This window comes from Acidithiobacillus sp. YTS05, assembly GCF_024396695.1.
Classification (GTDB): domain Bacteria; phylum Pseudomonadota; class Gammaproteobacteria; order Acidithiobacillales; family Acidithiobacillaceae; genus Igneacidithiobacillus; species Igneacidithiobacillus copahuensis.
Window position 1 is genome coordinate 753,682 of the sequence record NZ_CP094359.1, and the last position, 25,538, is coordinate 779,219.

The following is a 25,538-nucleotide window of genomic DNA, read 5'->3' on the forward strand; positions in this document are numbered from 1 at the left end:
ATTTGGATACGGAAATGGTCAAGCGCATCGCGCATTTGAGTCGTATTGCGTTGCCAGACAACGAGTTGCCGCAGATGGTTAGTCAACTGGAGCGGATTTTTTCGCTGGTGGCGGAGATGCAGGCCGTGCCCACGCAGGGCGTTGAGCCGATGGCGCACCCGCTGGATTTGCGGCAGCCGTTGCGATCCGATGCATTGCGGCAGGAATGTTTGTCCCGAGAAGAGTTGATGGCCTCGGCGCCACGCGCGCAGGACGGGCTGTTTTTGGTTCCGAAGGTTATTGAATAAGGGTTGGTCATGGAACTCCACCAGATGGGCGTTGCGGAGCTCTCGGCAGGATTGCGCAACAAGGATTTCTCGGCGGTGGAGCTCAGCTCCACCCTGTTGCAGCGCCTGCGGCAAGCGCAGGACAACCTCAATGCGTGCATTACCATTAGCGAAGAATCGGCGCTGGAGCAGGCCCGCGCCGCGGATCAACGCCGCGCGCAAGGCGATAGTGCGCCCCTACTGGGGGTTCCCTTGGCGCACAAGGATATCTTTTGTACCCGCGGACAACGCACGACCTGTGGATCGAAGATGCTGGCGGAGTTTGTCTCTCCGTACGACGCCACGGTGGTCCAGCGTTTTCAGAAAGCGGGTATGGTGAGCCTGGGCAAACTCAATATGGACGAGTTTGCCATGGGCTCGTCCAACGAAACCAGTTTCTTCGGTGCAGTGCGCAATCCCTGGGACCTGACTCGGGTACCAGGTGGCTCTTCGGGCGGTTCGGCGGCCGCGCTGGCGGCGCGTTTGCTGCCTGCCGCTACCGGTACCGACACGGGCGGTTCCATCCGCCAACCAGCAGCGTTTTGTGGGGTGACTGGCCTGAAGCCCACCTACGGGCGCGTATCCCGCTACGGGATGATTGCCTTTGCTTCGAGCCTTGACCAAGGGGGGCCGATGGCGCGTTCGGCTGCCGACTGTGCCCTGCTCATGGACGTCATGGCTGGTCACGATGCTCTTGACTCTACCAGCCATCCGCAGGCCGCCGGACGCTTTTCGGCAGCCCTGGGACGCAGCGTGAAGGGTCTACGTATTGGGGTTCCGGAGGAATTTTTCGGAGAGGGATTGGATCCTGAGGTGGCGCAGGTCGTGCAAGAAGCCATTCAGTGGTACGTTCGTCAGGGTGCGGAAATTCGACCGGTGCACCTGCCCAACAATGTCCATGCCGTCAGTACCTACTATGTCCTGGCGCCGGCCGAGGCATCCAGCAACTTGTCCCGTTTCGATGGGATCCGCTATAGCCATCGCAGCGGCTCGTCTGTCGACTTGCAGGAGCTCTACTTGCAGTCGCGCTATGAAGGTTTCGGCCCCGAGGTGCGCCGGCGCATTCTGGTCGGCAGTTACGTGCTCTCCGCCGGCTACTACGATGCCTACTATCGCAAGGCGCAGCAGCTTCGCGCCCTGATCCGTGAGGATTTTCGTCGTGCCTTTGCCGAGGTGGATGTGATCATGGGCCCGACCACACCAACTCCCGCCTTTGCCTTGGGGGCCAAGAGTGCCGATCCGGTAGCCATGTATCTTGCCGATATCTACACCATCGCGGTGAATCTGGCGGGTATTCCCGCCCTGAGTTTGCCTTGTGGCTTCAGTAAGGCAGGGTTGCCCATCGGTCTGCAGATCATGGGAAATTACTTTGCAGATGAGTTGATTCTTGGGCTTGGGGACGCCTACCAGCGGGATAGTGATTGGCACCAGCAAGTGCCAGGCTGGGAGGAGCAATGAGCATGGCCTGGGAAGTCGTTATCGGGCTTGAGGTGCATGTGCAGCTCAACACCCGCACCAAGATCTTTTGCGCTTGTTCTACCGCTTTCGGCGCAGAGCCTAACGCGCATACCTGTCCCGTTTGTCTGGCCATGCCCGGAGCACTGCCAGTACTGAATGAGGCGGCTGTCGACAAAGCTATAGCCTTCGGCCTGGCCATAGGTGCCGAGCTGAACCACCGCAGTGTCTTTGCGCGAAAAAACTACTTCTATCCGGATCTGCCGAAGGGCTATCAGATCAGTCAGTACGAGATCCCCATTGTCGGGCGTGGACATCTCGATGTGCTGCTGCCGGATGGAATGGAAAAACGTATCAACATTACCCGAGCGCATCTCGAAGAAGACGCCGGCAAGTCTCTGCATGAGGCCTACGCGGGCGAATCGGGCATCGATCTCAACCGGGCAGGAACCCCGTTACTGGAGATCGTTTCGGAGCCGGACATGCGCTCTGCAGTGGAAGCCGTCGCCTATTTGAAAAAGCTGCATGCCTTGGTGCGCTATCTCGATATTTCTGACGGCAATATGCAGGAAGGTTCCTTTCGTTGTGATGCCAACGTGTCCCTGCGGCGTCCCGGTGAGCCCTTCGGCACCCGGGCCGAGATCAAGAATCTCAACTCCTTTCGCTTTCTGGAAAAGGCGATTGGCTACGAAATTCTGCGGCAGCAGGACATCCTCGAGGCGGGCGGTAAGGTCGTGCAAGAAACCCGTCTCTTCGATGCCAATCAAGGCGAAACGCGTTCCATGCGCAGCAAGGAAGAGGCAAACGATTACCGCTATTTCCCGGATCCTGATCTTCTCCCTTTGCAGTTGGAGGAAGAGCGTATCGAGCGGGTTCGCGCTGCGTTGCCGGAGCTGCCGGATGCTCGCAAGGCTCGCTTCATCGAACAGTATGGCTTACCAACCTACGATGCCGCGGTGCTGACCGCCGCGCAGGAGTTGGCGGATTATTATGAAATCGTCGCTACCGATCAGGATGCCAAGCTGGCGGCGAACTGGGTGATGGGAGAATTGCTGGGGGCACTGAACAAAGCAGGCCTGGAGATTGAATCCTGTCCTGTCGTCGCAGAAGAGCTGCGGCAGTTGCTAACACGCATCGCCGATCAGACGATTTCTGGAAAAATTGCCAAGGAAATTTTCGAAATCCTCTTCGCTGAAGGGGGCTCGGTGGATGCCATCATCGATGCGCGGGGCCTGCGCCAAATTACCGATAGCTCTGCTATCGTTGCCATGATCGACGAGATCATCCAGAAAAATCCGCAGCAAGCTGCCGATTATCGCGCGGGAAAAGAAAAGCTCTTCGGATTTTTTGTGGGGCAGGTCATGAAGGCCAGCCAGGGAAAGGCCAATCCCGATCAGGTAAACGCCTTACTGCGGGAGCGCTTGCAGGCACAATAAAAAACGTCCGGCATACGCTGCCGGACGTTTTGCTTTCCTGCCCGGTATCAGGATGCCGGAACCGTAGCCGGAACTTCCTTCACCAGTTTCAGGAACTCCGAGAACGGACCCATGTTTTCCATGGCCTCCATCTTCGGTCCCTTGAAGTTCAGACGTCCAAACATCATCGCCATCATCGGGGAACCCATGTGATGCCAGTCGTGGGTAGTGGCCCACATTTTATAGTCGTAGTTATAGTTGAGATCAGTAACCTTCACTGCGCCGCCGTAAATACATTCGGCCTTGCCATCCTTGGGCGCAATTTCCAGTTGCACGGGCGGGGTCGATTTCATCGTCGAATCAGAAATCTCCATGACTTTATAGCCCTTTCCACCGTTGTTCTTGATCCAGGCACCAGCCAGCTTGGTGGTCAGGGTGTCATTCTGATTCCAGGCAGTGCATAGCTCGTTTGCCCATTCCGGGGACATGAAATCTGGGGCTGCCGCAAAAGCCAGGGCAGGTGCTGCAAGGACTGAACCGAGTACGGCAGACATCAACAGATTTTTGATCATCATCATTCTCCTCTTCCCGCTTGTTGATAAAACTTCTTGAGTCTATAGCGAAACCGAAATGCGGGACAACAACAGATTTTTATTTTGGAATAAGCCAGAAAGATAAAGAATATCAGTAGATTCTCAGAACCTATCTATGCTCCCGATCGAGGATTAAAGAGTCTTTCATGTTCGGCGATGGCAAAACGATCGGTCATGCCGGCAATGTAATCTGCCACTACCCGGGCACGGCGCCGCAGATCGCCAGGATGCTCCCGCAGAAAGCCTTGCTGTTTGCGCGGCAGGAGCTGCGGATCGGTAAAGAGTAGCTCGAAAATCTGTCGTACCGTGCGCTTCGCCTTTTCGGCTTGCCGATGCACCTGGGGATGGCGATAGAGATTCTGCATCAGGAAGCTTTTCAGGGAGCGAATGGCGCGGACCCTGTCTGGACTGTGGGCGGCGAGGGGCTCGGAGCATTGGCGTACGTCCGCAGGACTCTGAATTCCTGCGGCGCTGATCCGCGAGGAGGTATGTTCCACCAGATCGGTAATCAGCAGATTGATCAGGCGACGACCGGCTTCGTGCCGCAACACCGTGCGCGATGCCGTGGGATATCGCTGCGCGACTTCGCGGTAGATGGGGCCAAACATGGTTTCTTCGACGAGCGCATCAAGGTTGAGCAGACCGGCGCGCAAGCCGTCATCGATGTCGTGGTTGTTATACGCGATTTCATCCGCCAAGTTGGTGATCTGTGCCTCGAGGCTGGGCTGTTCGCCCTTGAGAAAGCGCTCGCCCACATCTCCCAGTTTCTCTGCGCGATTGCGGCTGCAGTGTTTGAGTATCCCTTCGCGGGTCTCGAAGGTCAGGTTGAGACCTGGGAAGTCTCCGTAGCGCATCTCGAGCACGTCGACGACACGCAGAGACTGGATGTTGTGTTCAAAGCCGCCATACTCCGCCATGCAGGCGTTCAGAGCATCCTGTCCGGCATGGCCAAAGGGGGTGTGGCCCAAGTCATGGGCAAGGGAGATGGCCTCCACCAGGTCTTCATCCAGACCCAGCTGGCGGGCAATGGCGCGTCCAACCTGGCCCACTTCCAGGCTATGGGTGAGGCGGGTGCGGTAGAGATCGCCCTCGTGATTGACGAAGACCTGGGTTTTGTACTCCAGGCGGCGGAAGGCGGTGGAGTGAATGACGCGATCCCGATCGCGCTGGTATTCGCTGCGGCCCCCGGTCGGCTCGCTCTCAAAATGACGCCGCCCCCGGCTCTGCCCCGTTTGCGCTGCGTAACTGGCGAGGCCTCGCTCCATTTATGCGTGACTCTCTTGCAGAACCTGCTCCATGGTCTGGGCCAGTAGCGGCAGACGGCGGGAGAAAAGCAAGTAGGCGGCGTCGGCGTACTGACGGATTTCGTACTGGGCATCGGGCTTGCGCCGCAGGCGGAAAAAGTTCATCAGGCTGCGGAAGTTCACGGTCCAGTAAACGTCGGAATAGGCCGCTACCGGCATCACGTTACGCAATAGTTCCCGTGCCCGGCCTCGGTAGGGATCGCGACCGCCACTTTTGGCCGGCAGGATGCCCTCCGCACGTGCGGCCTCTATCCGCGCGCAGGCGGCTTCATAGTGCCGCTCGTACCAGGTGAACAGTTCGCTCATCAGCGATTCATATTCGGCCATGGCATCGTCGTCGAGAACGGCATAGCCATCGACGCTGCGGGCGGCGAGATCGGGCACATAAGCCTCCGATATCGGCTTGCGGTAGCGCATAGAAAACTCGTTCCAGCTCGATATCCGATGCTTGACCCATTGGCGCAAAACAAAGATGGGGGCGATGAAGCGGAAACGAAAATAGACCGTTTCGAAGGGAGTACCATGCTGATCGCGAAGCAACTGATAGAGCAGGGCGCGATCGCGTTCGCTGAAGGCTTCGGCATTGGCCAAACGATTGTTGGTGGTACTGATGCGGGCGGTATTGACGATGGTGGCTTCATCGCCCCAGCTGTCTTCGAGCTCGATGAAGCCGAAATTACCGATGCGCAGGCAGGCGTCAGGATGCACGCGCAGGCGCTCGGCAATTTCTTCCTCCAGCTCGCTGGTGGCCTTGTTATGTGCTGCCATGATTCACTCCATGAAGGCGTTGAGGGTCTGCCGCACGGCAGCTTCCGGCACGTCACCGGTGATGATTGACTCGCCGATGCTGCGCAGGAGGATGAAGCGGATCTGTCCGCCGGCAGCCTTTTTGTCGATGCGCATGAAGCGCAGGTACTCCTCTGCCGGCAGACGTGGGGCGTGCGTCGGTAGGCCGGCCGCCTGAATCAGGCGGAAGATGCGCGCCTGCTCGCTCTCGCGTAACAGATCGAGACGACGGGAGAGATCGGCGGCCATGACCATGCCGATGGCAACCGCCTCGCCGTGCAGATAGGTACCGTAACCGGTAGCGGCCTCGATGGCGTGGCCAAAGGTATGACCATAATTGAGGATGGCGCGCAGGCCGCCCTCGAGTTCATCGCGTGCCACGACTTCCGCCTTATCAGCGCAGGAATCGTGAATGATCCGCGCCAGGGCGTCGCTATCCTCAGCGAGAATAGCGTCCAGATGATCTTCCAACCAAGCAAAAAAGCCCGGATCGTTGATCAGTCCGTACTTGATGACCTCGGCCAAGCCGGAGCGAAATTCGCGCTCGGGCAGACTGTCCAGAGTGTCGACATCGGCAATCACCGCGCGCGGCTGGTAGAAGGCGCCGATCATGTTCTTGCCCAAGGGGTGATTGATACCGGTTTTGCCGCCCACCGAGGAGTCCACCATCGCCAGCAGGGTCGTCGGGATTTGCAGAAAGGGAATTCCGCGCTGATAGATGGCGGCGACAAAGCCGCCGAGATCACCAATCACGCCACCGCCCAGGGCGCAGAGGGTGCTATCCCGTCCGAGTCCGGCCGCCAGCATCTGCCCGCAGACCTCTTCTACCCGGGCAAAGGATTTGCTGCCTTCGCCATGCGGCACAATGATTTCCACCAGCGGACGCTGCGCGTGCGCCAGGGTCTCGCGCAGGGCCGGCAGGTACAGGGGGGCCACCAGATCGTCGGACAGGATGGCAATGGCGCCCGCACTCAGGTGGGGGAGGAAGCGTTGCGCGTCGTGCAGAATCCCCGAACCAATCTGTATGGGATAGGAGCGTGCACCGAGCTGAACTTGAAGACTAGGCATTTCGGGAATCTCTTCCTGCGTCGTTCTCCCCATTGTAGGGGGCTCGTGCCGCACTGCAAAGTATTTTCGCTATCGCGCTACTGGCCCGTACAAAGGTCGCGCAGATGGCGCAATATCTGCCGCAGTACCTGGTCGGAACGTAGCGCATCGCCACGTACCCGCCAGTGGGCGGTCTGCCGATAGAGGGGCGTGCGCTCCGCAGCCAGTTCGTCCAGGCGCTGGCGCAAATTGTCCACCTGCAGCAGCGGACGCTGACGATCATGGCGGAGCCGTTTGCGCTGTTCGCTGACACTGACTTCCAGGTAGATCACCTCGCCCATGCGGCGCAGCAGTTCCCGATTGCGCGGATCGAGTACGGCGCCGCCACCAGTGGCCAGTACGATATCTTCATCCTCTTGCGCGATGTCGTAGAGCACGCGATGCTCGCGTTCGCGAAAACCCGCCTCGCCCTCAATGGCAAAGATCGTGGGAATATCCACCCCAGTAGCAGCCACGATGCGCGCATCGGAATCGACGAAGCGCCAACGCAAACGGGCCGCCAAAAGGCGGCCGATGGTGCTCTTGCCTGACCCCATGGGGCCAATGAGGATGATTCTAGCCAGCGTCGTCTCCCATGTTCTCTCCACCCACCACCTTGGGGGTGATGAAGACCAATAGTTCCGTCTGCGCCGTATTATATTCCTTGGCCTTGAACAGCCAACCCAGCAGCGGAATATCCTTCAGCAAAGGAACCCCCGACTGAGAGCTGCTGTTGGTTTCCGTGTAGATACCACCGATGACGACCGTCTGCCCATTGTTGACCAGCAGTTTGGTCTTGACCTCCTGGGTATTAATGGGAACACCGCCGGCAGTTACCTGGGCGTAGTTCGGCTGATTGTTGGTGGCCTCCACGTCCATGGTGACCTTGCCGTTCGGGGCAATGTGCGGGGTGACCTTGAGGCTCAGCTCAGCCTTCTTGAAGGAAACCGCGGTAGCGCCACTGCTCGATGCCTGCTGGTAGGGGATCTCCGTACCTTGGGCAATGGTGGCGGTTTCGTTGTCTTCGGTCAGCACTTTCGGGCTGGAGATGATCTTCGCCTTGTTGGCCGCCTGCAGAGCCTGCAGTTGCAGGTTCAAAATCCGGCTGCCGGAGGCATTACCCAGGGCAAAGCCAAGGGAGGCGGGATTCAGGCCGGTGAGCGGACTACCGCTGGGCGCATAGGCCGGCAGGTTCACCAGCGCAGGTACGCCACCACTGGTGCTGCCGGTGCTGGTGCCAGTGCCACTGCTGCTGCCGAAGCCGCTGATCGGATAGCTGCCACCCTGGGTGCTGGTACTATTCGAGGCGCCGGTACCCGACAGATTGATAATGCCGCCACCGCCACCAGAGGTGTAGGTGCCGCCCCACTGAATGCCCAGAGATTGCGCGGCATTGGTGGTGATCTGGACGATACGCGCCTCGATCAAGACCTGGGGAACCGGCTTGTCGATCTTGGCGATGAGCTTCTTGATATTGTCGATGTCTTGCGGGGTATCGCGTACCAAGAGGCTATTGGTGCGGGTGACCACAGCGACGGAACCGCGCGCGCCCAAGAGAGAATTGCCGATGAGGTTTTCCGAGGGAATTCCCAAGGCAGAGGCGAGGGCGTGACTTTGCTGAGCATCGAGGCCAGACCCGGAATCGCTATTGTTGATTTGTTGGGAGAAGCCACGCAGCAAATCCGCGATCTGGGTTGCCCGGGCATATTGCAGGGGAATGAGTTCAGTCTCCAACGGTTCCAGTTTGCGCTTGCTGGCATCGGCCTTCAATTCCGCCTCTTCCTGGCTGGTAATCTGGTTGGCCGGGGCAACCCAGAGAATGTTGCCGATGTGCTTTACCGCAAGTCCCTGGGATTCCAGAATCACCTTGAAGGCCTCTTCCCAAGGCTCATTCTTCAGGCGAATGGAAAGGGTGCCGGAGACACTATTCGAAACCACGATATTCTGGTGAGTAAAGTCGGCAATGACCTGTAAGGCATCCCGTACACTGATGTTCTGGAAGTCCATGCTCAAGCGCTTACTCTGCATGGGATTCTCTACGGCGGCATTGGCATCCTCATGGCGCACCGAGATCATGGTCTGCTGGCCGAGCTGATAGGCAGAGTACTGAAACGGCCCATCAATGTGAAAGATAAGGCGAGTACTGGTGCCCAAGGGATAGACATCGACGTACTGTACCGGGGTACCGAATTGATCCGTCCCAAAGCGATGGGTGAGGCTACTGGACACCTGGGTGTTGTGCAAGGTAACGACCAGGCGCCCTGGCTCCCGACTCACGTCCATTTGCGGCTGCATCCCCTGAATGCTGAGGGAGAGCATGCCAGCGCCATCCTTTTCCCGATGAAAAGCCAGGTTTTCCACGCTCGTGCCGAGGGTGGCAGGTACGACTGACGTCTCCGGAGCCGCGGTAACGGGCGCGCTGGATTCGGGGTTAGAAGTAGGAGTGGCTGTGGCCGCAGGCGTGGCTGCTGGCTTCTTCTGCAGGGCAACGAAGCGCAAACGGTAACCGCCGGGAGCGGGTTCCACCATCACCGCCTGTGGCGAGCGCAGCAGCAGGTCCAGCCGGGCGTTGTGTCCGTCATTTTCGCTGAGAATGTTTTCGATTACCCCCGCACCCGCGACGTTGTTAGCCTGGGGGAGGAAATGGGCGTCTTGAAAATCGATCTGCACGCGGTAGCCATGGTTGAAGGTATTCACATCATAGGACGGACGCGAATCGCTCTGGATGTTGAGTACCGTTCCCTGGTTATTGGCCTCCACCTGTATTCCCTGGATCAAGCTTGCGGCCCAGCTGGTACCGGTGACCGCCATGCAGCTCATTGCCGTCACCAGGGCAAACCGCAGGGTGGCAGGCCGTTTCCGCCGCTTGCTCTGGGACGCTACCACTGCGAAAGAATCATTCTGGTTCATGTGCTTCATCCTTGCTCAGATCCTTGACTCAAGCATTGCTCTGAAAGTGCAGAGTCGTGCTTTGTTTTTCGTAGCCGCCGAAAGCATTGGGCAGATACTGAATGACAACGACTTTATGACGCTGAGCGTCGATGGACACGATGTGACCATTCTTGTCGCCGATGCCGCTACCTACGTCCGCACGATAGACCTTGTCGTCCGGGGTCAGAAATACCGCCCAGTATTTTCCATCCGCCTGCATGATTCCGGTCAGGGTAAGGCTACCAAGCGCATACTTTTCCAAGGGCTGGAGTGGTCCCTTCCGCTGTGGAGCGTTCTGTGTCCCTGCCGATGCCGCCTCTGCACGTAATGCCAGAGTGGAGAAGCTGGTGAATGGATCACGATTTTGCGGGTTACTGTATGCCGTTGCGGCGTACTGCGGTATTGGCGGCAGTGGCTGAACCTTGGGATGCAGCTGCGGTCCTTCCTGGACAAAGGCTTGCAGCTTTGCCAGATTGTCGTTTTGCGAGCAGGCGCTCAAGAGCAGGGTTAGCGTCACGAGACTGGCAATGCGGCCTGACACCTTCATTTTTGTGCTCCTGTCTGGTCGGTCTTGGCCTCGATATAGCGGTAGGTCGTCGCCACGCAGGACATTTGTAGTTGCTGGGCCGCTAGCGCCTTGGCGGGCGGAACGGGGCTACTGGCGCCTGCCGAGGGTGAGATGTTGATCTCGTTGATCGTCACGATCCGCGGCATCGCTGCCACCGCCGCGGCGAAGCGGCCAATGTCGCCATAGGTTCCCACTACATTGATTTTTACTGGGATTTCTGCGTAAAAATTCTTGTTTACTTCTGGAAGTGGTTGAAAGAGCGAGAATTCCAGGCCGCGGCTCCTGCCGGCGAGGGTGACGTCGTCGAGCAGGGAAGGAATTTGTGCGCGATCCGGCAGCTGGCTCAGAAAGCGCTGGAAGCGCAGTTTCATTTCTTGGATCTGCGTTTGATACGCAGGCAGATCGGCGGCCAGGAGCTGCTTCTGGCGCACCTGTTCTTTCATGCTTTCTACCTGTAGATGAAGATTATGATACTTGTCGTTTTCCGGGGAAATGAACCAGAACCAGGCAAAAATGCCCAGCAAGAGGATAATGACAGCCACAATGATGGCCTTGACCTTGAGTGGCAGGCGCATGAGATCATCAAGCTGTAGATTGTTGATTTCATCCCAGGTCATGAGTTTGCTCCGACTTTGCCTTGGGCAGGCGGGTTTGCATTTGGAGAGTGAACTGGTTGACCTCCGCACCGCCTAACTGGGCCTTGCTGATGATATCCAACGTGGGCTTGTCGAAAACCCCGCTGGTTTCGATTTTTCGCATGAATTCGGCCACTTGATCGTTGCCCTCGGCATAGCCAGAAAGGCTGACGTTGTTCCCCTGCTGCTGCAGCTTGGTCAAAAACACCCCTTGCGGAGTGATGGCCGCCAGCGAGTTGAAAATCCTGACGCTGAGATCGCGTCGGCCCTGCAGGGTGCTGATGATTTTTTCCCGGGCAAGCAAAGCATCGCGTTTTTTACGAAGATCGGCAATAGAAGCAATTTTTTGGTCCAGTTGCTGGGTTACCCCCTGCAGGTAAACGATTTTTTGCTGTTCTGCCTGCACGCGCCCAACGAATACCTGATAAATGCCATAATAAATAGCCGCTGCGACAATCAGCACAAGAAGCAGCCCCGCGAGAAAAATCTGTTGCTGTTGTTTTCTCTTGGTTTCGCGATGAGGAAGTAAGTTGATGAAGATCATTCAGCAAACCTCCGAAGAGCAAGTCCGCAGGCTACCGCCATAGCAGAACCTTCGCTGCGCAAAAAACGCTCGTTCACGGCCGATCCGATGCTCATCCCGGTAAACGGGTCGGGCGTCTCGACCGGTAAGGAAGCGAGCTGTTTGGTAATGCCCGCGAGATTGGCTCCGGGGCCGAAAAGCGCGATTTTTCGTAAATTGACATCGGGTAGGCTGGCTTGAAAGAAGTCCAGAGCACGCAGGATTTCCCGACCGAGATCGGCGACAAACGGGGCGAGTACGTCCTTCTCGTATTCTTGGGGCAGGCCGCCGAAGCGCTGCATCCGTATGGCATCGTCACGACTCAGGCCAAAATGCTGTGAGATCCTTTCGGTCAGCTTCGCCGTGCCAAAATTGTGGTCGCGAGAATAAATGGGTTGGGAGTTTTCGAAAACGTGCACCCCGGTCGTGCTACCGCCGATCTCAATCAGGACGATGCCGCCTTTTTCGCTACGGGTCTGCGGTTGCAGATGATTGATGAGCGTCCACAGGGAAAATTGCCGCACATCGAGAATGGCTGGTTTAAGGCCGGCACCTTCGATGATGGCAGAATTGTCTTCCACATGATCTCTTTTGCTGGCAACGAGGAGAATCTGCTGATATCCCTTCCGCTCTGAATCCGGCCCCAGCGCAGCGAAGTCAAAATTGACCTGCTCCATGGGAAAGGGAATGTATTGTTGACCCTCGTAGCGAATCTGGTCCTCGATGACGTCATCGCGCATTCCTGATGGCAGAGAGATGATTTTGACGATGGCGTTGTTGGACGGTAATGCCGTTGCGGTCTTTTTGGTGCGGATGCGCGATCGCTGCAGAATTGTGCGGATAGCGCTACTGCTGGACTCGAGATCTCGTCCATCCGGTTCTGCACCCGGGTCACTTAGTATCGTCTCGCTGTCGGCATGGGTAACGGTAAACTGTCCCCGCGTCGAAGACAGCTCTACAAGTTTTACTGCATCCAGTCCAATATCGAGACCGAGCAGCGGGGGACGGGGCATGCCTAGCATGTTTTCCTCACCTTGGTGCGTAATGAATCGCTATGCTGTTCCCAAGCAAGCGAGCGTCTACTTTTTGCAACTTGCCCGGAAAATTAGCAGCATTCCGCAGTCTGTCAAGGCATACTCGGAAAAATCTTCGCGGCTTGTCCGCTTGGCGTTTGGTGCTGCCGGACAATCTCGCTAGACTGGTAACCCCGATCCAGTGGGCAAACGGTGGGAGTCCGTGCAAGAAAAAGACCAGATGTGGATGCAAGCGGCGCTGACTGCGGCGCGTGCAGGGGCAGCGTTGGGCGAAGTCCCGGTCGGCGCAGTACTGGTCGATGCTGCGGGTACGCATTTGGTGAGTGCGCACAATGCTCCCATCGCGAGTCGGGATCCGACGGCGCACGCGGAAGTCCAGGTATTGCGTCAGGCCGCGCAGCGCCTCGGAAACTACCGTTTGGGGGGCTGTACGCTATATGTCACCTTGGAACCCTGCGTTATGTGTTTTGGCGCTATCCTACACGCGCGCCTCGCGCGGGTGGTGTATGGCGCAGCCGACCCCAAGGCGGGAGTGATCGAGAGTCATCTGCGGCTCCCCGAGTCAGCACCGAGCAATCATCGTCTGCAGTGGGAGGGTGGGGTGCTGGCGGAAGAGGCATCGCTCTTGCTTAAGGAGTTTTTTCGCATGCGGCGGACTAGACTATGACGATGCAACAATGGGATGAAGAATGGATTCTGCCTACGCAGGGCCGGCGTTTTTATGAGATTTCCGATCCGCTGCGAGCCTGGTTGAGGAAGATTCGGGCGGGTCATGGCTGGCTGCTTCTGTTTTTGCCGCATACCTCCGCGAGCCTTGCTCTGCAAGAAAACGCGGACAGCGACGTGCAAGCAGATATCCTCGACTTCCTTGCGCGTTGGGTCCGGGATGATGATCCGCTCTATCGCCATCGCAACGAAGGGCCAGACGATATGTCGGCGCACATTCGCACCCTGCTCGGAACGCAGAGTCTGCAGATCCCCGTGCGGGCTGGTTGTCTGCTCCTGGGGACCTGGCAAGGTGCCTATCTCCTGGAACATCGCGAGTGCCCGCAGCAGCGACGAATCATGGTCAGTTTTTTGGGGGAGGGAGAAGAATGAAGGATTTCGCAAGCGTATATGGTGGCATGCTCTGGGCGATTCGCGACTGGGCCCAGTGGGATGCCTTGATAGCTACCTTGCAGGCAGAGGCAGGCGACGACTGGTATGTCTACTTTGTCGGACAGGAGCTACCGCAGGCTCCCTTGTCCGCCGAGACCTTCTGCCGGGTGCTGACGGAGATCGATGTGCTGCTGCACCACGATCATCGCGAGCGCTACCTTGGGATTGTTTATGTGGATGACCGCGAGCATCCCAGTTTGCTCAAGATCTATGATCCCAACAATCTCGGCGCCTCGTGTGGCAGCAGTGGCAAACAGATACCACCAGGTTGGGTCCTGTCTCGTATGCCGCCCGAACGGCTGCCTGGCCCGGTAATCATTCCCGAGGGGCGACTGCGTTGGTGGCGAGAATTATTTGACAGACAGCGAGGTGCATGATGGAAGGGGACTGGAAGTTGCTGGATTTTGAGGGAATTCGTCGACTGCTCGAAAAACTCTCTGCCACGCCCATGGGTGCCGATGCCGCGCGGAATCTGGGCCCAGCACCTTCGGTAGCAGCCGCCCGACAGTTGCAGGAGGCGATCACGGCGGCACGCTTCGGCCTGGAATCGGGCGCCGGCCCCGTATTGCCCGAGCTGCCGGATCCGCGTCCGGCCCTGCGGCAGGCGGCGACACCAGGCGCAGCGCTATCCGGCCAAGCGTTCCGCAACCTGCATCGGATTCTGCGGGTCGGGCAGGAGCTGCGTGCCTTTGTCGAGGCGCGGCCGGCACTGCTGCCGCTGGGGGCGGCGGTCCTCGATGCGGCGGGTTCCCTGATCGATGCCATCGATGCCATGCTGCTGCCCAATGGCTCCGTTCGCGAAGACGGTAACGACACCTTGCGCCGCCTGCACAGTGAACTCAAGCAGGAGAGGGAGGCCGTGCAGCGGCAGATTCAGCCGCACCTGCGTGGCGGAGGCAAGGCGCATTGGGCCGGACAGCGCCTGTCGGTGCATTTGCCTGATGGCTCGCGGGAAGAGATCCGTGGCGTGCGCCGGGGAGCGGGGCCCGGAGGACACGGCACCGTGGTCGAGCCAATGGAGCTGGTGGCGCTCAACAATCACCTGGAAAAGATCTCCGGCACGATCGAACAGGAAAATCAGAGTGTGCTGCGGGCCCTGACCGATGAGGTGCGCGCGCTGCTGCCGGCGCTGCAGAAATTGGTGGACGCCCTGACTTGGCTCGATCTAGCCATCGCCGGAGCGCAGCTCTCCCTGCATCTGCAGGCGCAGGCTGCCGAACTGGTGGAAGAGCCCATTTTGCAATTCGAGGGTGCCGTGCATCCGCAACTCTGGCTGGCGCACGTGGATCATCGTGGGCCCAAGCCCAAGCCTCTTTCGGTTCGGATCGACGCGGAAAATCCTATCCTGGTGGTGACCGGCCCGAACACGGGTGGCAAAAGTGTCTCGCTGAAGACCGTGGGCTTGCTCGCAGTGATGGCGCGGTGCGGTTTGCATGTGCCGGTTTCCGGACGCGCTGTCGTGGGGCATTTCCATAAGATTTTTGTCGACATGGGTGATCCGCAGAGCATGGCCTTTGCTTTGTCTACCTTTTCGGGTCATATCGACATGCTGAAAAAACTCTTGGCGGAAGCCGACGCATCGACCCTCATCCTGCTCGATGAACTGGGCACCGGCACCGATCCCGAAGAGGGTGCGGCGATGGCGATGGCAGTACTGGACGAGCTGGCGCGGCGCGGCGTGCGCGGTATGGTCACGACCCATCTGACGCCCATCAAGAGCTTTGCCGCCGAGCATCCGGCCCTACAAAATGCCTCCATGCGCTTCGACCATGAGCGCCTCGAGCCTACCTACGAGCTCGAAATCGGCGTTCCCGGAAAGTCCCTCGGACTCTTGATTGCCGAAAAGTCCGGCCTGCCGGTGGAATTGGTGCGCGAAGCGCGCGGCTATCTTGCGCGTCTGCATCAGGGTGCATAGAGGAACACGCGGTTTCGCCAAGGCATTTTTATTTGACGCTGTCGTCAAAACTGCATAGCGTTGAGCGCAGTATGTTGATCTTATGAGGAGCCTTGACCATGTCTGCCCCTACTCAGACTCGTGAACGCACGAGTTCTTCCACTGAAACCGAAGAACTTACCGGCGCTGAAATTGTTGTGCGCGCCCTGCGGGATGAGGGCGTGGAGACGGTATTTGGGTATCCCGGTGGCGCCGTGCTCTACATCTACGACGAGTTGGATAAACAGGAAGCCGTTCAGCATGTGCTGGTCCGTCACGAGCAGGCGGCGGTGCATGCGGCAGACGCCTATTCGCGCAGTACCGGCAAGGTTGGCGTAGCCCTGGTTACCAGTGGCCCGGGTGCCACCAATGCCGTTACTGGCATTGCGACTGCGTACATGGACTCCATTCCTTTGGTTGTTATCACTGGGCAAGTTCCCGTGGCGTTGATTGGTAACGATGCCTTTCAGGAAGTGGATACCGTCGGGATCACTCGTCCCTGTACCAAGCACAATTTTCTGGTGCGCGACGTGAACGAGCTTGCCCAGACCATCAAGACCGCTTTCTATCTGGCCGCTTCCGGTCGACCGGGTCCGGTACTCATCGACATCCCCAAGGATGTCACCGCCAAGCGTTGCCGCTACGAGTACCCGGAAAAGGTGCAGTTACGCTCCTACAAGCCGACGGTGAAGGGACACTCTGGGCAATTGCGCAAGGCTCTGCAGCTCATTGCCAATGCGGAGCGGCCGCTGTTCTATACGGGTGGCGGAATCATCCTGTCCGATAGTGCTGCGGAGCTTACGCAGCTGGTGCGCCGTTGTGATGCACCCATTACCAATACGTTGATGGGGCTGGGTGGTTATCCGGCCTCTGATCGCCAGTTTCTGGGCATGCTCGGTATGCATGGCACCTACGAAGCGAATATGGCCGTGCAACACTGTGACGTCCTGGTTGCTCTCGGTGCCCGTTTTGATGACCGGGTAACCGGCAATCTCAGTCACTTCGCGCCGCATGCCAAGATCATTCATGTCGATGTTGATCCCGCGTCTATCTCCAAGAACGTGAAGGTCGATGTGCCAGTGGTTGGCGATCTGTGCTCGGTGTTGCGCGAGATGAACGAGCTGGCGGAGGAAATGGGCATCGGTGACGGATCGTTGGAGCGCTGGTGGGCGCAAATTGAGGAGTGGCGGCAGCGCGATTGCCTGCACTACACCCAGACGGATACCATCATCAAGCCCCAGTATGTCGTTCAAAAACTCTTTGAACTCACTGCTGGCAATGCCATTGTGACCTCCGATGTCGGTCAGCACCAGATGTGGGCGGCACAGTTCTATGGTTTTGACCGTCCGCGGCGCTGGATCAACAGCGGTGGCCTGGGCACCATGGGCTTTGGCCTGCCGGCGGCAATGGGTGCGCAGATGGCAGAGCCGCAGAGCACGGTCGTTTGTGTGACGGGGGAAGGCAGCATCCAGATGAACATTCAGGAGCTTTCCACCTGTCAGCAGTACAAGCTTCCCATCAAGGTGGCCTGCCTCAATAATGGCTATCTAGGCATGGTGCGGCAGTGGCAGGAGTTTTTCTACGAAGAGCGTTATGCTTCCAGTTATATGGACGCGCTGCCGGATTTCGTGAAATTGGCCGAGGCCTATGGTCACATTGGCCTGCGTGCGGAAAAACCCGCCGACGTCGAGCCCGTGATTCGCGAGGCCCTGCGCCTCAAGGACCGCATGGTTTTCATGGACTTTCTGGTTGATCGCACCGAGAATGTCTATCCCATGGTGCCGGCGGGAGCCGCGCTGTCTGACATGATTCTGGTATAACGCATGCACCGACATATCATTTCTGTTCTGCTGGAAAACGAAGCTGGCGCCTTGTCGCGGGTGGCAGGACTATTCTCGGCGCGGGGCTATAACATCGAGGCGATGACCGTTGCCCCTACGCACGAGGCCAGCGTCTCGCGCATGACCATCCTCACCCAGGGTTCGGAAGAGATCATGGAGCAGGTGCTCAAGCAGCTGAACAAGCTGGTCGAGGTCATCCGGGTCCATGATCTGAGTGAGGGACCGCACATCGAGCGCGAGCTGATGCTGATCAAGGTGCATGCAGTAGGGTCGGATCGGGAAGAGGTGAAACGTCTTGCCGATATCTTCCGGGGGCGCATCATCGATGTGACCGATCGAAGTTATACCATCGAGTTGACGGGTACTGGTGAAAAGCTCGACGCCTTTCTCCACGCACTCGATCCCGGTATGGTCATCGAAGTGGTACGCAGCGGCGCCAGTGCCATCAGCCGCGGTGCAAAGAGTATTTGATTTTTTACGTGCTTAGAGGATTTCATGAAAGTTTACTACGATAACGACGCCGATCTCTCCCTCATCCAGAAGAAAAAGGTCGCCATCATTGGCTACGGCTCCCAGGGTCACGCCCATGCCCTTAATCTCAAGGAATCCGGGGTTCAGGTCGTTGTCGGCCTGCGCGAAGGCTCGGCTTCTTGGGACAAGGCCAAGAATGCCGGATTGGCGGTCAATACCGTGGGCAAGGCCGTTGCGGATGCGGATCTGGTCATGATTCTGACTCCCGATGAGGGCCAGGCGGCGCTCTATCGGGAAGAAATCGCTCCGCACATCAAGGAAGGCGCGGCGCTACTCTTTGCCCACGGCTTCAATGTGCATTTTGGGCAGATCCACCCGCGCGCCGATCTCGACTGCTTTCTGATTGCCCCCAAGGGTCCGGGGCATCTCGTCCGTTCTACCTATACCCAGGGCGGCGGGGTGCCTTGTCTCATCGCTATCCACCAGGATGCCTCGGGCAATGCGCAAAACCTCGCCCTGTCCTACGCCAAGGCAATTGGCGGCGCGCGCGCCGGCGTGATCGAAACTACCTTCCGTGAAGAAACCGAGACGGATCTTTTTGGCGAACAGGCGGTGCTCTGTGGTGGTGTCAGTGCGCTGGTACAGGCCGGCTTCGAGACCCTGACCGAGGCGGGCTACGCCCCGGAAATGGCGTATTTTGAGTGTCTGCATGAGCTCAAGTTGATCGTCGACCTGATGTACGAAGGCGGAATCGCCAATATGCGCTACTCCATCTCCAACACCGCCGAATATGGTGATCTGACCCGTGGTCCGCGGGTAGTCGATGCGCGTACCAAGGAAGAAATGCGCCGCATCCTGACCGAGATTCAGAATGGCGAATTCGCTCGCGAATTCATCCTCGAGAATCAGGCGGGTAAGGCGACCATGCAGGCCAAGCGCCGTCTGGCTGCTGAGCATCCGCTGGAAGTCGTCGGACAGAAGTTACGCTCGATGATGACCTGGATCGGGCAAAACCGCATCGTCGACCGGTCCCGTAACTGAGCACTTCCATTGTTCCCTGCTGGGACTGCCTTATGACTGGGGCAGTCTCCTTGGCAGGAGCGCTTCCCCAAGCCTTGGCGACTTGCTAGGCTTGCGCCATGTCGAATTCTAACTATCCCTATACTTTGCTGGCGCGCGAAGGTTGGCCGTTCCTTGGCTTGTTCCTTCTGCTTACCATCCTGACGGGAGTTTTTGCGCCCTGGTGGGTAGCTGTTCCCTTTCTTCTCCTATTTCTCTTCAGTGTGCAGTTCTTTCGGGATCCTGCTCGCGCACTACCCGCAGCACTGGCGGGTGGAATCCTTTGCCCGGCCGACGGTCGCGTCATCGCCATCGAAACGGTGGAGGATCCCTACCTGCAGCGGAAAGCCTTGAAGATCAGCATTTTCATGAATGTCTTTGATGTGCATGTCAATCGCTTGCCCATCGGCGGAGTCGTCCAGCAACGTTGGTATTTTCCGGGGAAATTTTTCAATGCGGCGCTGGACAAGGCCTCCCTGGAGAACGAGCGTAATGCCCTGTGGGTGCGCACGGAGAATGGGCAGGACGTGACCGTGGTTCAGGTAGCCGGGCTCGTGGCACGACGCATCCTCTGTTACGTGCGGCCAGACGAGCCGGTCCGCACCGGCCAACGTTTTGGCTTCATTCGTTTTGGCTCGCGGGTGGACACCTACCTGCCGCCCAACGCGCAAGCATTGGTCCTCCTGGGGCAACGGGTGCGCTCTGGTGCGGAGTGGATCGCGCAACTGGAGCATGCGGATAATGAATAGACGCTATCCGCGTCGGGGGGTCTATCTGCTCCCCAATCTCTTTACCACCGCTAGCCTGTTTGCCGGATTTTATTCTATCGTGGCCTCGATTCATGGGCATTTTCGGGTAGCGGCGATTGTCATTTTCATTGCGATGATCCTGGATGGGCTGGACGGGCGCGTAGCGCGCATGACCGGTACGCAAAGCGCCTTTGGTGCGGAGTACGACTCTCTGGCCGATGTGATTGCCTTCGGTATTGCGCCCTCTCTGTTGGCGCTCCTCTGGGGATTACAAAATTTCGGCAAGTTTGGTTGGCTTGGCGCCTTTGTGTTTACGGCCTGTGGTGCGTTACGTTTGGCTCGATTCAATAGTCAGGCGCATAGCGCTTCCAAGCGCTATTTTCAGGGCCTGCCCATTCCGACAGCGGCAACGGTCCTGGCCAGTCTGGTCTGGGTAGCGGTGGGCGAAGGATATCCTTGGCTTACGGAAATCGCCCGGTATCTAGCCCTGGCTTTGGTGTATTTGCTGGGCTTGCTGATGGTGAGCAATATCCGCTATCGGAGTTTCAAAGACATCGATTTGCACGGGCGCATGCCCTTTGCCCTGGCGATCAGCGTGGTTCTGATTCTCGCCGCCATTGCCGTGCACCCGCCCTTGGTGTTGTTCGTTATTTCGCTGGTTTATGTACTGATTGGCGTACTCAGCACCCTCTGGCAGCTCAGTCAGCGGCGCCGCCACCGCCGCGATTCGCACTAAGGGGAAACCCGCACGATCATAAAGGCAAGTACCGCGGTCACGGTAAATAGAATCAGTCCATACAGAGCGTACAACCATTTATGGATGTGATATTGACCTTGATCGACTTTTTTGACGGTACGCACAAAATTGATGCCGCCGATCACCAAATTGCTTACACCAAGGACGATAAAAATGATTCCCATACCGGAGAATCCTTCTCCGGCGCTGAGTTTGGTGTGCAGCATTGCCGATAACTGTTCGAGGAAGAAATCGAATTTCTCGATCACGAAACCAAAGGCAATCAGACCAATGCCCGTACGCACCCAGGCGAGAAAAGTGCGCTCTGCGGCCATATATATGCGCGGGTCGATGATTTCTTTTTCCGACACGGTAATTCCTTTTCCGATATGATGAAGGTCGGCGAAAAACCAGAAACCGACCACAAAAACGAGCCCCATGGGCGGCCAAATAAGTAGACGATGCAGTTCGCGAAACAGCCGCGCGTAGTGATTCTCTCCCAAGGCGAGAAACAGAATTTCCAGACGATAGGCGAGCAGGCCAGTGCCAATGGTAAAGAAAATCAGCTTGAAATAGCCCAGATAGGTGCGTTCCAACGCCATATACAGGCGTGGTTCCTGCGCGGTAGGTAGATGCCGTAGCAAAATCATGAAGGCAAAGAATCCTATGGATTGGCCAGGGTATGAGCGAGGCGTCGATACTGCAGCGCTTCCGCTACATGCTCCTGGCGTATGGCGCTTTCCAACGCAAGATCGGCAATACTGCGGGCGACCCGCAGGATACGATGATAAGCTCGCGCAGAAAAGTGCAGGCGCTCTGCTGCCAGGCGCAGAAAGCCACGGGTATCCGCATCCAGGGCGCAGTGCTGGTCGAGGGCGTCGCCTTGGAGCTGCGCGTTGAGACAACCTTGGCGTTGCCATTGCTGCTCGACGGCGCGACCGATGCGTTCTCGCCACAGCGCGCTGCTATCGCCGCGGGGCGCCTGTTCCAGATATTCCGGCGCGAGCACAGGCACCTCCACTTGCAGATCGATACGGTCCAGCAGAGGCCCCGACAGGCGACTGCGATATTGCTGGATTTGTGCCGGGCTGCAGCGACAGGCCTGCAACGGATTGCCCAGGTGGCCGCAGGGACAGGGGTTCATAGCTGCGATCAACTGGAAGCGGGCGGGAAAGCGCGCGCGCTGCCGCGCACGGGCGATGTGGATTTCCCCGGTTTCCAGAGGTTCCCGCAGTACTTCGAGAACGGAGCGGCTGAATTCTGGTAACTCGTCCAAAAACAAGACGCCACGATGGGCGAGGCTGATCTCGCCGGGACGCGGCTGCGAACCGCCACCCACGAGGGCCGCCGCGGACACGCTGTGGTGTGGGCTGCGATAGGGGCGGCGTCGCCAGGTGGCCGGATCGAAGAGCCCATGCAAACTGTGAATGGACGCGACTTCCAGTGCTTCCTCGTCGCGCAAAGGTGAAAGCAGGCTGGGTAGGCGGGCGGCCAGCATGCTTTTGCCGGTGCCGGGTGGACCGGAAAACAACAGATGGTGCCCGCCCGTGGCGGCAATGATCAGAGCCCGTTTGGCCTGCTCCTGACCACGAACGTCCGCAAGATCTCCGCCATCGATCGGCCGATCAGATGCGAGCGCAGGCGGCGGCACGTCGGGAATCGCTTGCTCACCGCGTAAAATCGCCACTAGTTGTGCCAGGCTCTGCGCTGGCAGAAGCCAGCACTTCCCTGCCAGGCTTGCCTCACTTACGGTATCCCAGGGGAGGGCTAGGTGATGACCGGCCTCCTGTGCAGCGAGGGCACAGGCAAGGATTCCGGGGACCTTGCGCAGGCTGCCGTCCAATGCAAGTTCCCCGATGCATTCGAGATCTTCCAGGGCAGACTGGGGCAACTGCCCACTCGCACGAAGAATGCCGAGGGCGATGGGCAGGTCGAATCGTCCGCCTTCTTTGGGCAGATCGGCGGGTGCAAGGTTGACAATGATGCGCCGCGCCGGAAAGTCCAGGCCGCTGTTCTGGATGGCGGCGCGTACCCGATCGCGGGATTCGCGCACCGCCGCTTCCGGCAGGCCAACGATGGCAAAGGTGGGCAAGCCCGGCCCCAGGTCGCATTCGACCATGACCTCCGCGGCCTGGATGCCCATAGGCGCGCGGCTGCGCACCAGCGCCAAGGCCATGGAGGTCAGTCTTCGCTCTGTTCTGCCCCCGCCATTTTATCGAGACGGGCCTCAAGGGCCGCGACCCGTGCCGCGAGGCGGGTATTCAGCTCTTGCTGGATCTCGAATTCCTCGCGGGTCACCAGATCGAGACGATCTAGGGCGTTGCTGATGATGGTCTTCAGCTGCTTATCTAGGTCTTCCTTGACTGACCCGAAGCGGGCCACCGCGTCGCCGATGGCGGCGGCAATATCGTCGGCAATTCGGTGTTGCATCGTGTTCTCCTTACAGACCCATGGCTTGGCGGATGAAAAAACGTTTGAGAGGAGGCGTCATACTGGTACCCCAGAGCCCCAGATCACGCAGCCGCGCCAAGGCGCCACTGCGATTTGAGAATAGATGATTCAGGCCACCGCAGGCAAAGACCGTCAGCAGATTGTCGGGGCGCCGCTGCCGTTGATATAACGCCAGGGCTTCGCGGCGACCGAAATCCTCGCGTTTCTCGATTTTGTCGCCAATAACCTGAGCGAGCGCGGCGACATCGCGAAAGCCGAGATTCACGCCAAGCCCTGCCAAGGGATGGACACCATGCGCGCTGTCACCGAGCAAGACGACGCGATCCTGCACGTAGCGATTGACATGCAGGGCGCTCAACGGGAATTTCCCCCGTTTGCCGATGCCGAGGAGCCTTCCGAGCTGTGGTCCAAAGGCATCTTGCAAGCGACGCAGGAATTCTGCGTCGTCCATAGCAAAGAGCTGTCGCGCGCTAAGGTTGCGCGCACTCCAGACCAGGCTGGCCTGGGCCTGACCCTGGGCGTTGTCGGCAAAGGGGAGGAGGGCGAGTGGCCCGCTTGGCAAAAAACGTTGATAGGCGATGCCGCCATGCGGTCGCTCGATCTGCACCGTGGCAACGATCGCTTCCTGCTGATAGTCCGCGCGATAGATGCTGGACTGAAAGATCTGTTGCCGCAATCTGGACTGCCGCCCCTCGGCAATCGCCAGCAGACGCCCGCGATAGCCGGTGCCCTCCTGATCCTCCAGCTCGATTCCTTCGGCATCGCTATACGCCATCTGCCACTGGCAGTCGTACAACAGGCTACCGCCGGCACGGCAGAATGCAGTGCGCAGAGCATGTTCCAGTGTTTGGTTCTCGCAGATATAGCCAAGAACCGTCGCGCCGACGTCTGTGGCGTCGAGCTGGATACTGCCAGCATGTTCGCCATCCCAGACGCGCATTCCCCGCACCGCTGTGCCGAGGGCAGCGATATCGATTTCCTGTTGCGCCAGGAAGGCAGTTGCCCCCGCATTGATGAGGCTGCAGCGCTGCAGGGGATCTGTGGTCTCGGCTTGCGGCGCGGTACGGCGCTCGGCTATGGCGGTTCGTAAACCTTGGCGTTGCAGAGCCAGACCCAGGGCGCCACCGACCATGCCAGCGCCGGAGATCAGGACATCGAAATCATCGGCCAAAACGGGTTACCTCCAGGGCGGGAATGCTGCTGGCGGCAGGCAGTTCGACTCCGGCCAGACGTGCCGCCAGGCGTTTTTTCAGCCATCGGTTGTGTTCCAGGGCCGACAGTGCAATCTCGCGTCCCAGTCGCCAGGGCAGGGGGGGCAGGGCGAAGAGCTGGTTCATCCCTTCCGTGAAGGCGATCGTTTCTGCGCGATCCCGCCGGCGAATGCGCTGAAAATCTCGCAGCAAAGTCTCGGAACCCGGATCGGCTCCCTGTGTTGCGGCCTCGCGCAACAGCGCCGCCAGCGTTACGGCATCCCGTAGGCCCAGATTGTAGCCCTGTCCGGCCAGCGGATGCAGGGTCTGGGCGGCGTTACCCAAAGGCAGGATTCGACTGCTTGTTGGGGCAGAGAGTTGCTGAAAGTGCAGTGGGTAGAGGGCGCGCCCGGCCACCTGAGAGAAGCCGGAAAGACCGGGCGGCAGGTGCCGATGGAGTTCCTGTAAAAATACTGCGTCGCTGCTATTCATCAGGCGGCTCGCGGCGCTCGGCAACAGGCTCCAGACCAGAGAAAAGATCCCGTCCGCGCGCGGCAGGAAGGCGAGAGGACCACTTTCAAGGAAATGCTCGTACGCCGTACCGGTGGGGCCGGAGAGCGGTCCAACGCGGGCGGTGCAGGCATAGCGGTTGTGATCCCAGCCGCGGCGTTGCAGACCGAGCAACGGTTGCAGTTTGCCATGGCCGCCATCGGCCAGCACCAATAGTCGCGCAGACAGCCTGTTGCCGTCGGCCCAAGCCAGAGTCACGCGGTCGGGAAGCCAGGAAAAATCCGCTACCGGTCCCCAGCACAGGCGCTGGAAGTTGTCGGAATCTGCGGGCAACTGCGCGACCAGCGCCTCCTGCAGAGTAGTGAGCGGGACAAGTCGGCCGAGAACGCCTTCCTGCGCCTGCAGCAACTCGCTGGATAGGGTCACTCGGTTCGGACTGCGGGCTTGGGAAATCTGTACTTGCTGAATCCGTCCACTGACGGCATCTGAAATCACTATCCCGAAGCCCTGCAGCATACGTATGGAGGCGAGAGCGAGGGCGACACTGCGCTCCGGCGCGGACGCATCCTGGCCAGCACGATTGTTAGTAAGCGCTGAAGGGGGAGTGGTATCGATGACACGAATGTGAAGCCCCGACCCCTGGAGGGCCAGCACGAGACTGTGGGCAATGGGTCCATCGCCCAGGATGAGCAGGTCGCAATCCATGGCCTATACTCTAGGGCTTCGCGTCTGGGGCGGCAAGCACCATGCGGAAGGGCGCGAGCGC

27 protein-coding genes are annotated in these 25,538 nt (G+C 58.7%); 12 read left to right on the top strand and 15 right to left on the bottom strand.

Annotation, left to right across the window (positions count from 1 at the left end):
* The first annotated feature begins 2 nt into the window (after positions 1-2).
* Genes gatC through gatB form a run of 3 tightly spaced genes read left to right on the top strand, consistent with a single transcriptional unit; the run spans position 3 to position 3,196 of the window.
* Entirely contained in the window at positions 3-287 is a 285-nt protein-coding gene (gatC, locus tag MQE22_RS03765; RefSeq protein ID WP_226826963.1) for an Asp-tRNA(Asn)/Glu-tRNA(Gln) amidotransferase subunit GatC, read from the top strand.
* Between the two features lie 9 nt (positions 288-296).
* The gene (gene gatA / locus MQE22_RS03770; RefSeq protein ID WP_215872414.1) at positions 297-1,763 is read left to right on the top strand and encodes an Asp-tRNA(Asn)/Glu-tRNA(Gln) amidotransferase subunit GatA; all 1,467 of its coding nucleotides are present in this window, start codon (positions 297-299) and stop codon (positions 1,761-1,763) included.
* A 2-nt stretch (positions 1,764-1,765) separates the two neighbouring features.
* Entirely contained in the window at positions 1,766-3,196 is a 1,431-nt protein-coding gene (gene gatB / locus MQE22_RS03775; protein ID WP_215872415.1) for an Asp-tRNA(Asn)/Glu-tRNA(Gln) amidotransferase subunit GatB, read from the top strand.
* 47 nt (positions 3,197-3,243) lie between these two features.
* Here gatB and MQE22_RS03780 read toward each other — a convergent pair whose 3' ends face one another.
* From MQE22_RS03780 to pilM, 10 genes are all read right to left on the bottom strand, one after another.
* Positions 3,244-3,753: an SCP2 sterol-binding domain-containing protein gene (locus tag MQE22_RS03780; protein WP_226826959.1), complete on the bottom strand. Its 510-nt coding sequence runs from the start codon at positions 3,751-3,753 to the stop codon at positions 3,244-3,246.
* Between the two features lie 128 nt (positions 3,754-3,881).
* Positions 3,882-5,033: a deoxyguanosinetriphosphate triphosphohydrolase gene (locus MQE22_RS03785; RefSeq protein ID WP_215872416.1), complete on the bottom strand. Its 1,152-nt coding sequence runs from the start codon at positions 5,031-5,033 to the stop codon at positions 3,882-3,884.
* On the bottom strand, positions 5,034-5,840 hold the full coding sequence (thyX, locus tag MQE22_RS03790; RefSeq protein ID WP_215872417.1) for an FAD-dependent thymidylate synthase: 807 nt from the start codon (positions 5,838-5,840) through the stop codon (positions 5,034-5,036).
* A 3-nt stretch (positions 5,841-5,843) separates the two neighbouring features.
* Positions 5,844-6,926, bottom strand: coding sequence for a 3-dehydroquinate synthase (gene aroB / locus MQE22_RS03795; protein ID WP_215872418.1), 1,083 nt, complete (start codon positions 6,924-6,926; stop codon positions 5,844-5,846).
* Positions 6,927-7,003: 77 nt separating this feature from the next.
* Positions 7,004-7,552: a shikimate kinase gene (locus MQE22_RS03800; RefSeq protein WP_255790133.1), complete on the bottom strand. Its 549-nt coding sequence runs from the start codon at positions 7,550-7,552 to the stop codon at positions 7,004-7,006.
* A complete protein-coding gene (locus tag MQE22_RS03805) occupies positions 7,521-9,854 on the bottom strand; it encodes a type IV pilus secretin PilQ (RefSeq protein ID WP_215872419.1) in 2,334 nt (777 codons plus the stop codon). The genes MQE22_RS03800 and MQE22_RS03805 overlap by 32 nt, the downstream gene beginning before the upstream one ends.
* A 28-nt stretch (positions 9,855-9,882) precedes the next feature.
* Complete coding sequence (locus tag MQE22_RS03810; RefSeq protein ID WP_215872420.1) at positions 9,883-10,422, bottom strand: pilus assembly protein PilP; 540 nt, start codon at positions 10,420-10,422, stop codon at positions 9,883-9,885.
* Entirely contained in the window at positions 10,419-11,060 is a 642-nt protein-coding gene (locus tag MQE22_RS03815; protein ID WP_215872421.1) for a type IV pilus inner membrane component PilO, read from the bottom strand. Before MQE22_RS03815 ends, MQE22_RS03810 begins: the two co-directional genes overlap by 4 nt.
* On the bottom strand, positions 11,047-11,622 hold the full coding sequence (locus MQE22_RS03820; RefSeq protein ID WP_215872427.1) for a PilN domain-containing protein: 576 nt from the start codon (positions 11,620-11,622) through the stop codon (positions 11,047-11,049). Before MQE22_RS03820 ends, MQE22_RS03815 begins: the two co-directional genes overlap by 14 nt.
* Positions 11,619-12,653, bottom strand: coding sequence for a type IV pilus assembly protein PilM (gene pilM, locus MQE22_RS03825; RefSeq protein WP_226826957.1), 1,035 nt, complete (start codon positions 12,651-12,653; stop codon positions 11,619-11,621). The genes MQE22_RS03820 and pilM overlap by 4 nt, the downstream gene beginning before the upstream one ends.
* 223 nt (positions 12,654-12,876) lie before the next feature.
* Here pilM and tadA point away from each other — a divergent pair, with 223 nt between their 5' ends.
* From tadA to pssA, 9 genes are all read left to right on the top strand, one after another.
* Positions 12,877-13,341, top strand: coding sequence for a tRNA adenosine(34) deaminase TadA (gene tadA / locus MQE22_RS03830; RefSeq protein ID WP_255790134.1), 465 nt, complete (start codon positions 12,877-12,879; stop codon positions 13,339-13,341).
* Positions 13,338-13,772: a secondary thiamine-phosphate synthase enzyme YjbQ gene (locus tag MQE22_RS03835; protein WP_226826955.1), complete on the top strand. Its 435-nt coding sequence runs from the start codon at positions 13,338-13,340 to the stop codon at positions 13,770-13,772. Before tadA ends, MQE22_RS03835 begins: the two co-directional genes overlap by 4 nt.
* On the top strand, positions 13,769-14,209 hold the full coding sequence (locus MQE22_RS03840) for a hypothetical protein (protein ID WP_215871677.1): 441 nt from the start codon (positions 13,769-13,771) through the stop codon (positions 14,207-14,209). Before MQE22_RS03835 ends, MQE22_RS03840 begins: the two co-directional genes overlap by 4 nt.
* Positions 14,209-15,747, top strand: a complete 1,539-nt coding sequence (locus MQE22_RS03845) for an endonuclease MutS2 (RefSeq protein ID WP_215871732.1) — start codon at positions 14,209-14,211, stop codon at positions 15,745-15,747. The genes MQE22_RS03840 and MQE22_RS03845 overlap by 1 nt, the downstream gene beginning before the upstream one ends.
* A 98-nt stretch (positions 15,748-15,845) precedes the next feature.
* The gene (ilvB, locus tag MQE22_RS03850) at positions 15,846-17,585 is read left to right on the top strand and encodes a biosynthetic-type acetolactate synthase large subunit (RefSeq protein WP_215871678.1); all 1,740 of its coding nucleotides are present in this window, start codon (positions 15,846-15,848) and stop codon (positions 17,583-17,585) included.
* A gap of 3 nt (positions 17,586-17,588) precedes the next feature.
* Entirely contained in the window at positions 17,589-18,077 is a 489-nt protein-coding gene (ilvN, locus tag MQE22_RS03855; protein ID WP_215871679.1) for an acetolactate synthase small subunit, read from the top strand.
* A 24-nt stretch (positions 18,078-18,101) separates the two neighbouring features.
* Complete coding sequence (ilvC, locus tag MQE22_RS03860) at positions 18,102-19,118, top strand: ketol-acid reductoisomerase (RefSeq protein WP_215871680.1); 1,017 nt, start codon at positions 18,102-18,104, stop codon at positions 19,116-19,118.
* A gap of 98 nt (positions 19,119-19,216) precedes the next feature.
* Positions 19,217-19,885 (top strand): phosphatidylserine decarboxylase, encoded by a 669-nt coding sequence (locus MQE22_RS03865; RefSeq protein WP_215871681.1) that lies wholly within the window; start codon positions 19,217-19,219, stop codon positions 19,883-19,885.
* Entirely contained in the window at positions 19,878-20,621 is a 744-nt protein-coding gene (gene pssA / locus MQE22_RS03870; protein WP_215871682.1) for a CDP-diacylglycerol--serine O-phosphatidyltransferase, read from the top strand. Before MQE22_RS03865 ends, pssA begins: the two co-directional genes overlap by 8 nt.
* Here the strand turns inward: pssA and MQE22_RS03875 are convergent.
* Genes MQE22_RS03875 through MQE22_RS03895 form a run of 5 tightly spaced genes read right to left on the bottom strand, consistent with a single transcriptional unit; the run spans position 20,618 to position 25,477 of the window.
* Positions 20,618-21,271 carry a YidH family protein gene (locus MQE22_RS03875; RefSeq protein ID WP_215871683.1) on the bottom strand — a complete coding sequence of 218 codons (654 nt, stop codon included), beginning with the start codon at positions 21,269-21,271 and terminating at the stop codon, positions 20,618-20,620. The two genes, pssA and MQE22_RS03875, sit on opposite strands and share 4 nt — an antisense overlap.
* 14 nt (positions 21,272-21,285) lie before the next feature.
* Positions 21,286-22,797, bottom strand: a complete 1,512-nt coding sequence (locus MQE22_RS03880) for a YifB family Mg chelatase-like AAA ATPase (RefSeq protein ID WP_215871684.1) — start codon at positions 22,795-22,797, stop codon at positions 21,286-21,288.
* Positions 22,798-22,802: 5 nt separating this feature from the next.
* A complete protein-coding gene (locus tag MQE22_RS03885; RefSeq protein ID WP_215871685.1) occupies positions 22,803-23,051 on the bottom strand; it encodes an accessory factor UbiK family protein in 249 nt (82 codons plus the stop codon).
* 10 nt (positions 23,052-23,061) lie between these two features.
* The gene (locus MQE22_RS03890; protein ID WP_215871686.1) at positions 23,062-24,243 is read right to left on the bottom strand and encodes an FAD-dependent monooxygenase; all 1,182 of its coding nucleotides are present in this window, start codon (positions 24,241-24,243) and stop codon (positions 23,062-23,064) included.
* Positions 24,233-25,477 (bottom strand): FAD-dependent monooxygenase, encoded by a 1,245-nt coding sequence (locus tag MQE22_RS03895; RefSeq protein ID WP_215871687.1) that lies wholly within the window; start codon positions 25,475-25,477, stop codon positions 24,233-24,235. Before MQE22_RS03895 ends, MQE22_RS03890 begins: the two co-directional genes overlap by 11 nt.
* Between the last annotated feature and the right edge of the window lie 61 nt (positions 25,478-25,538).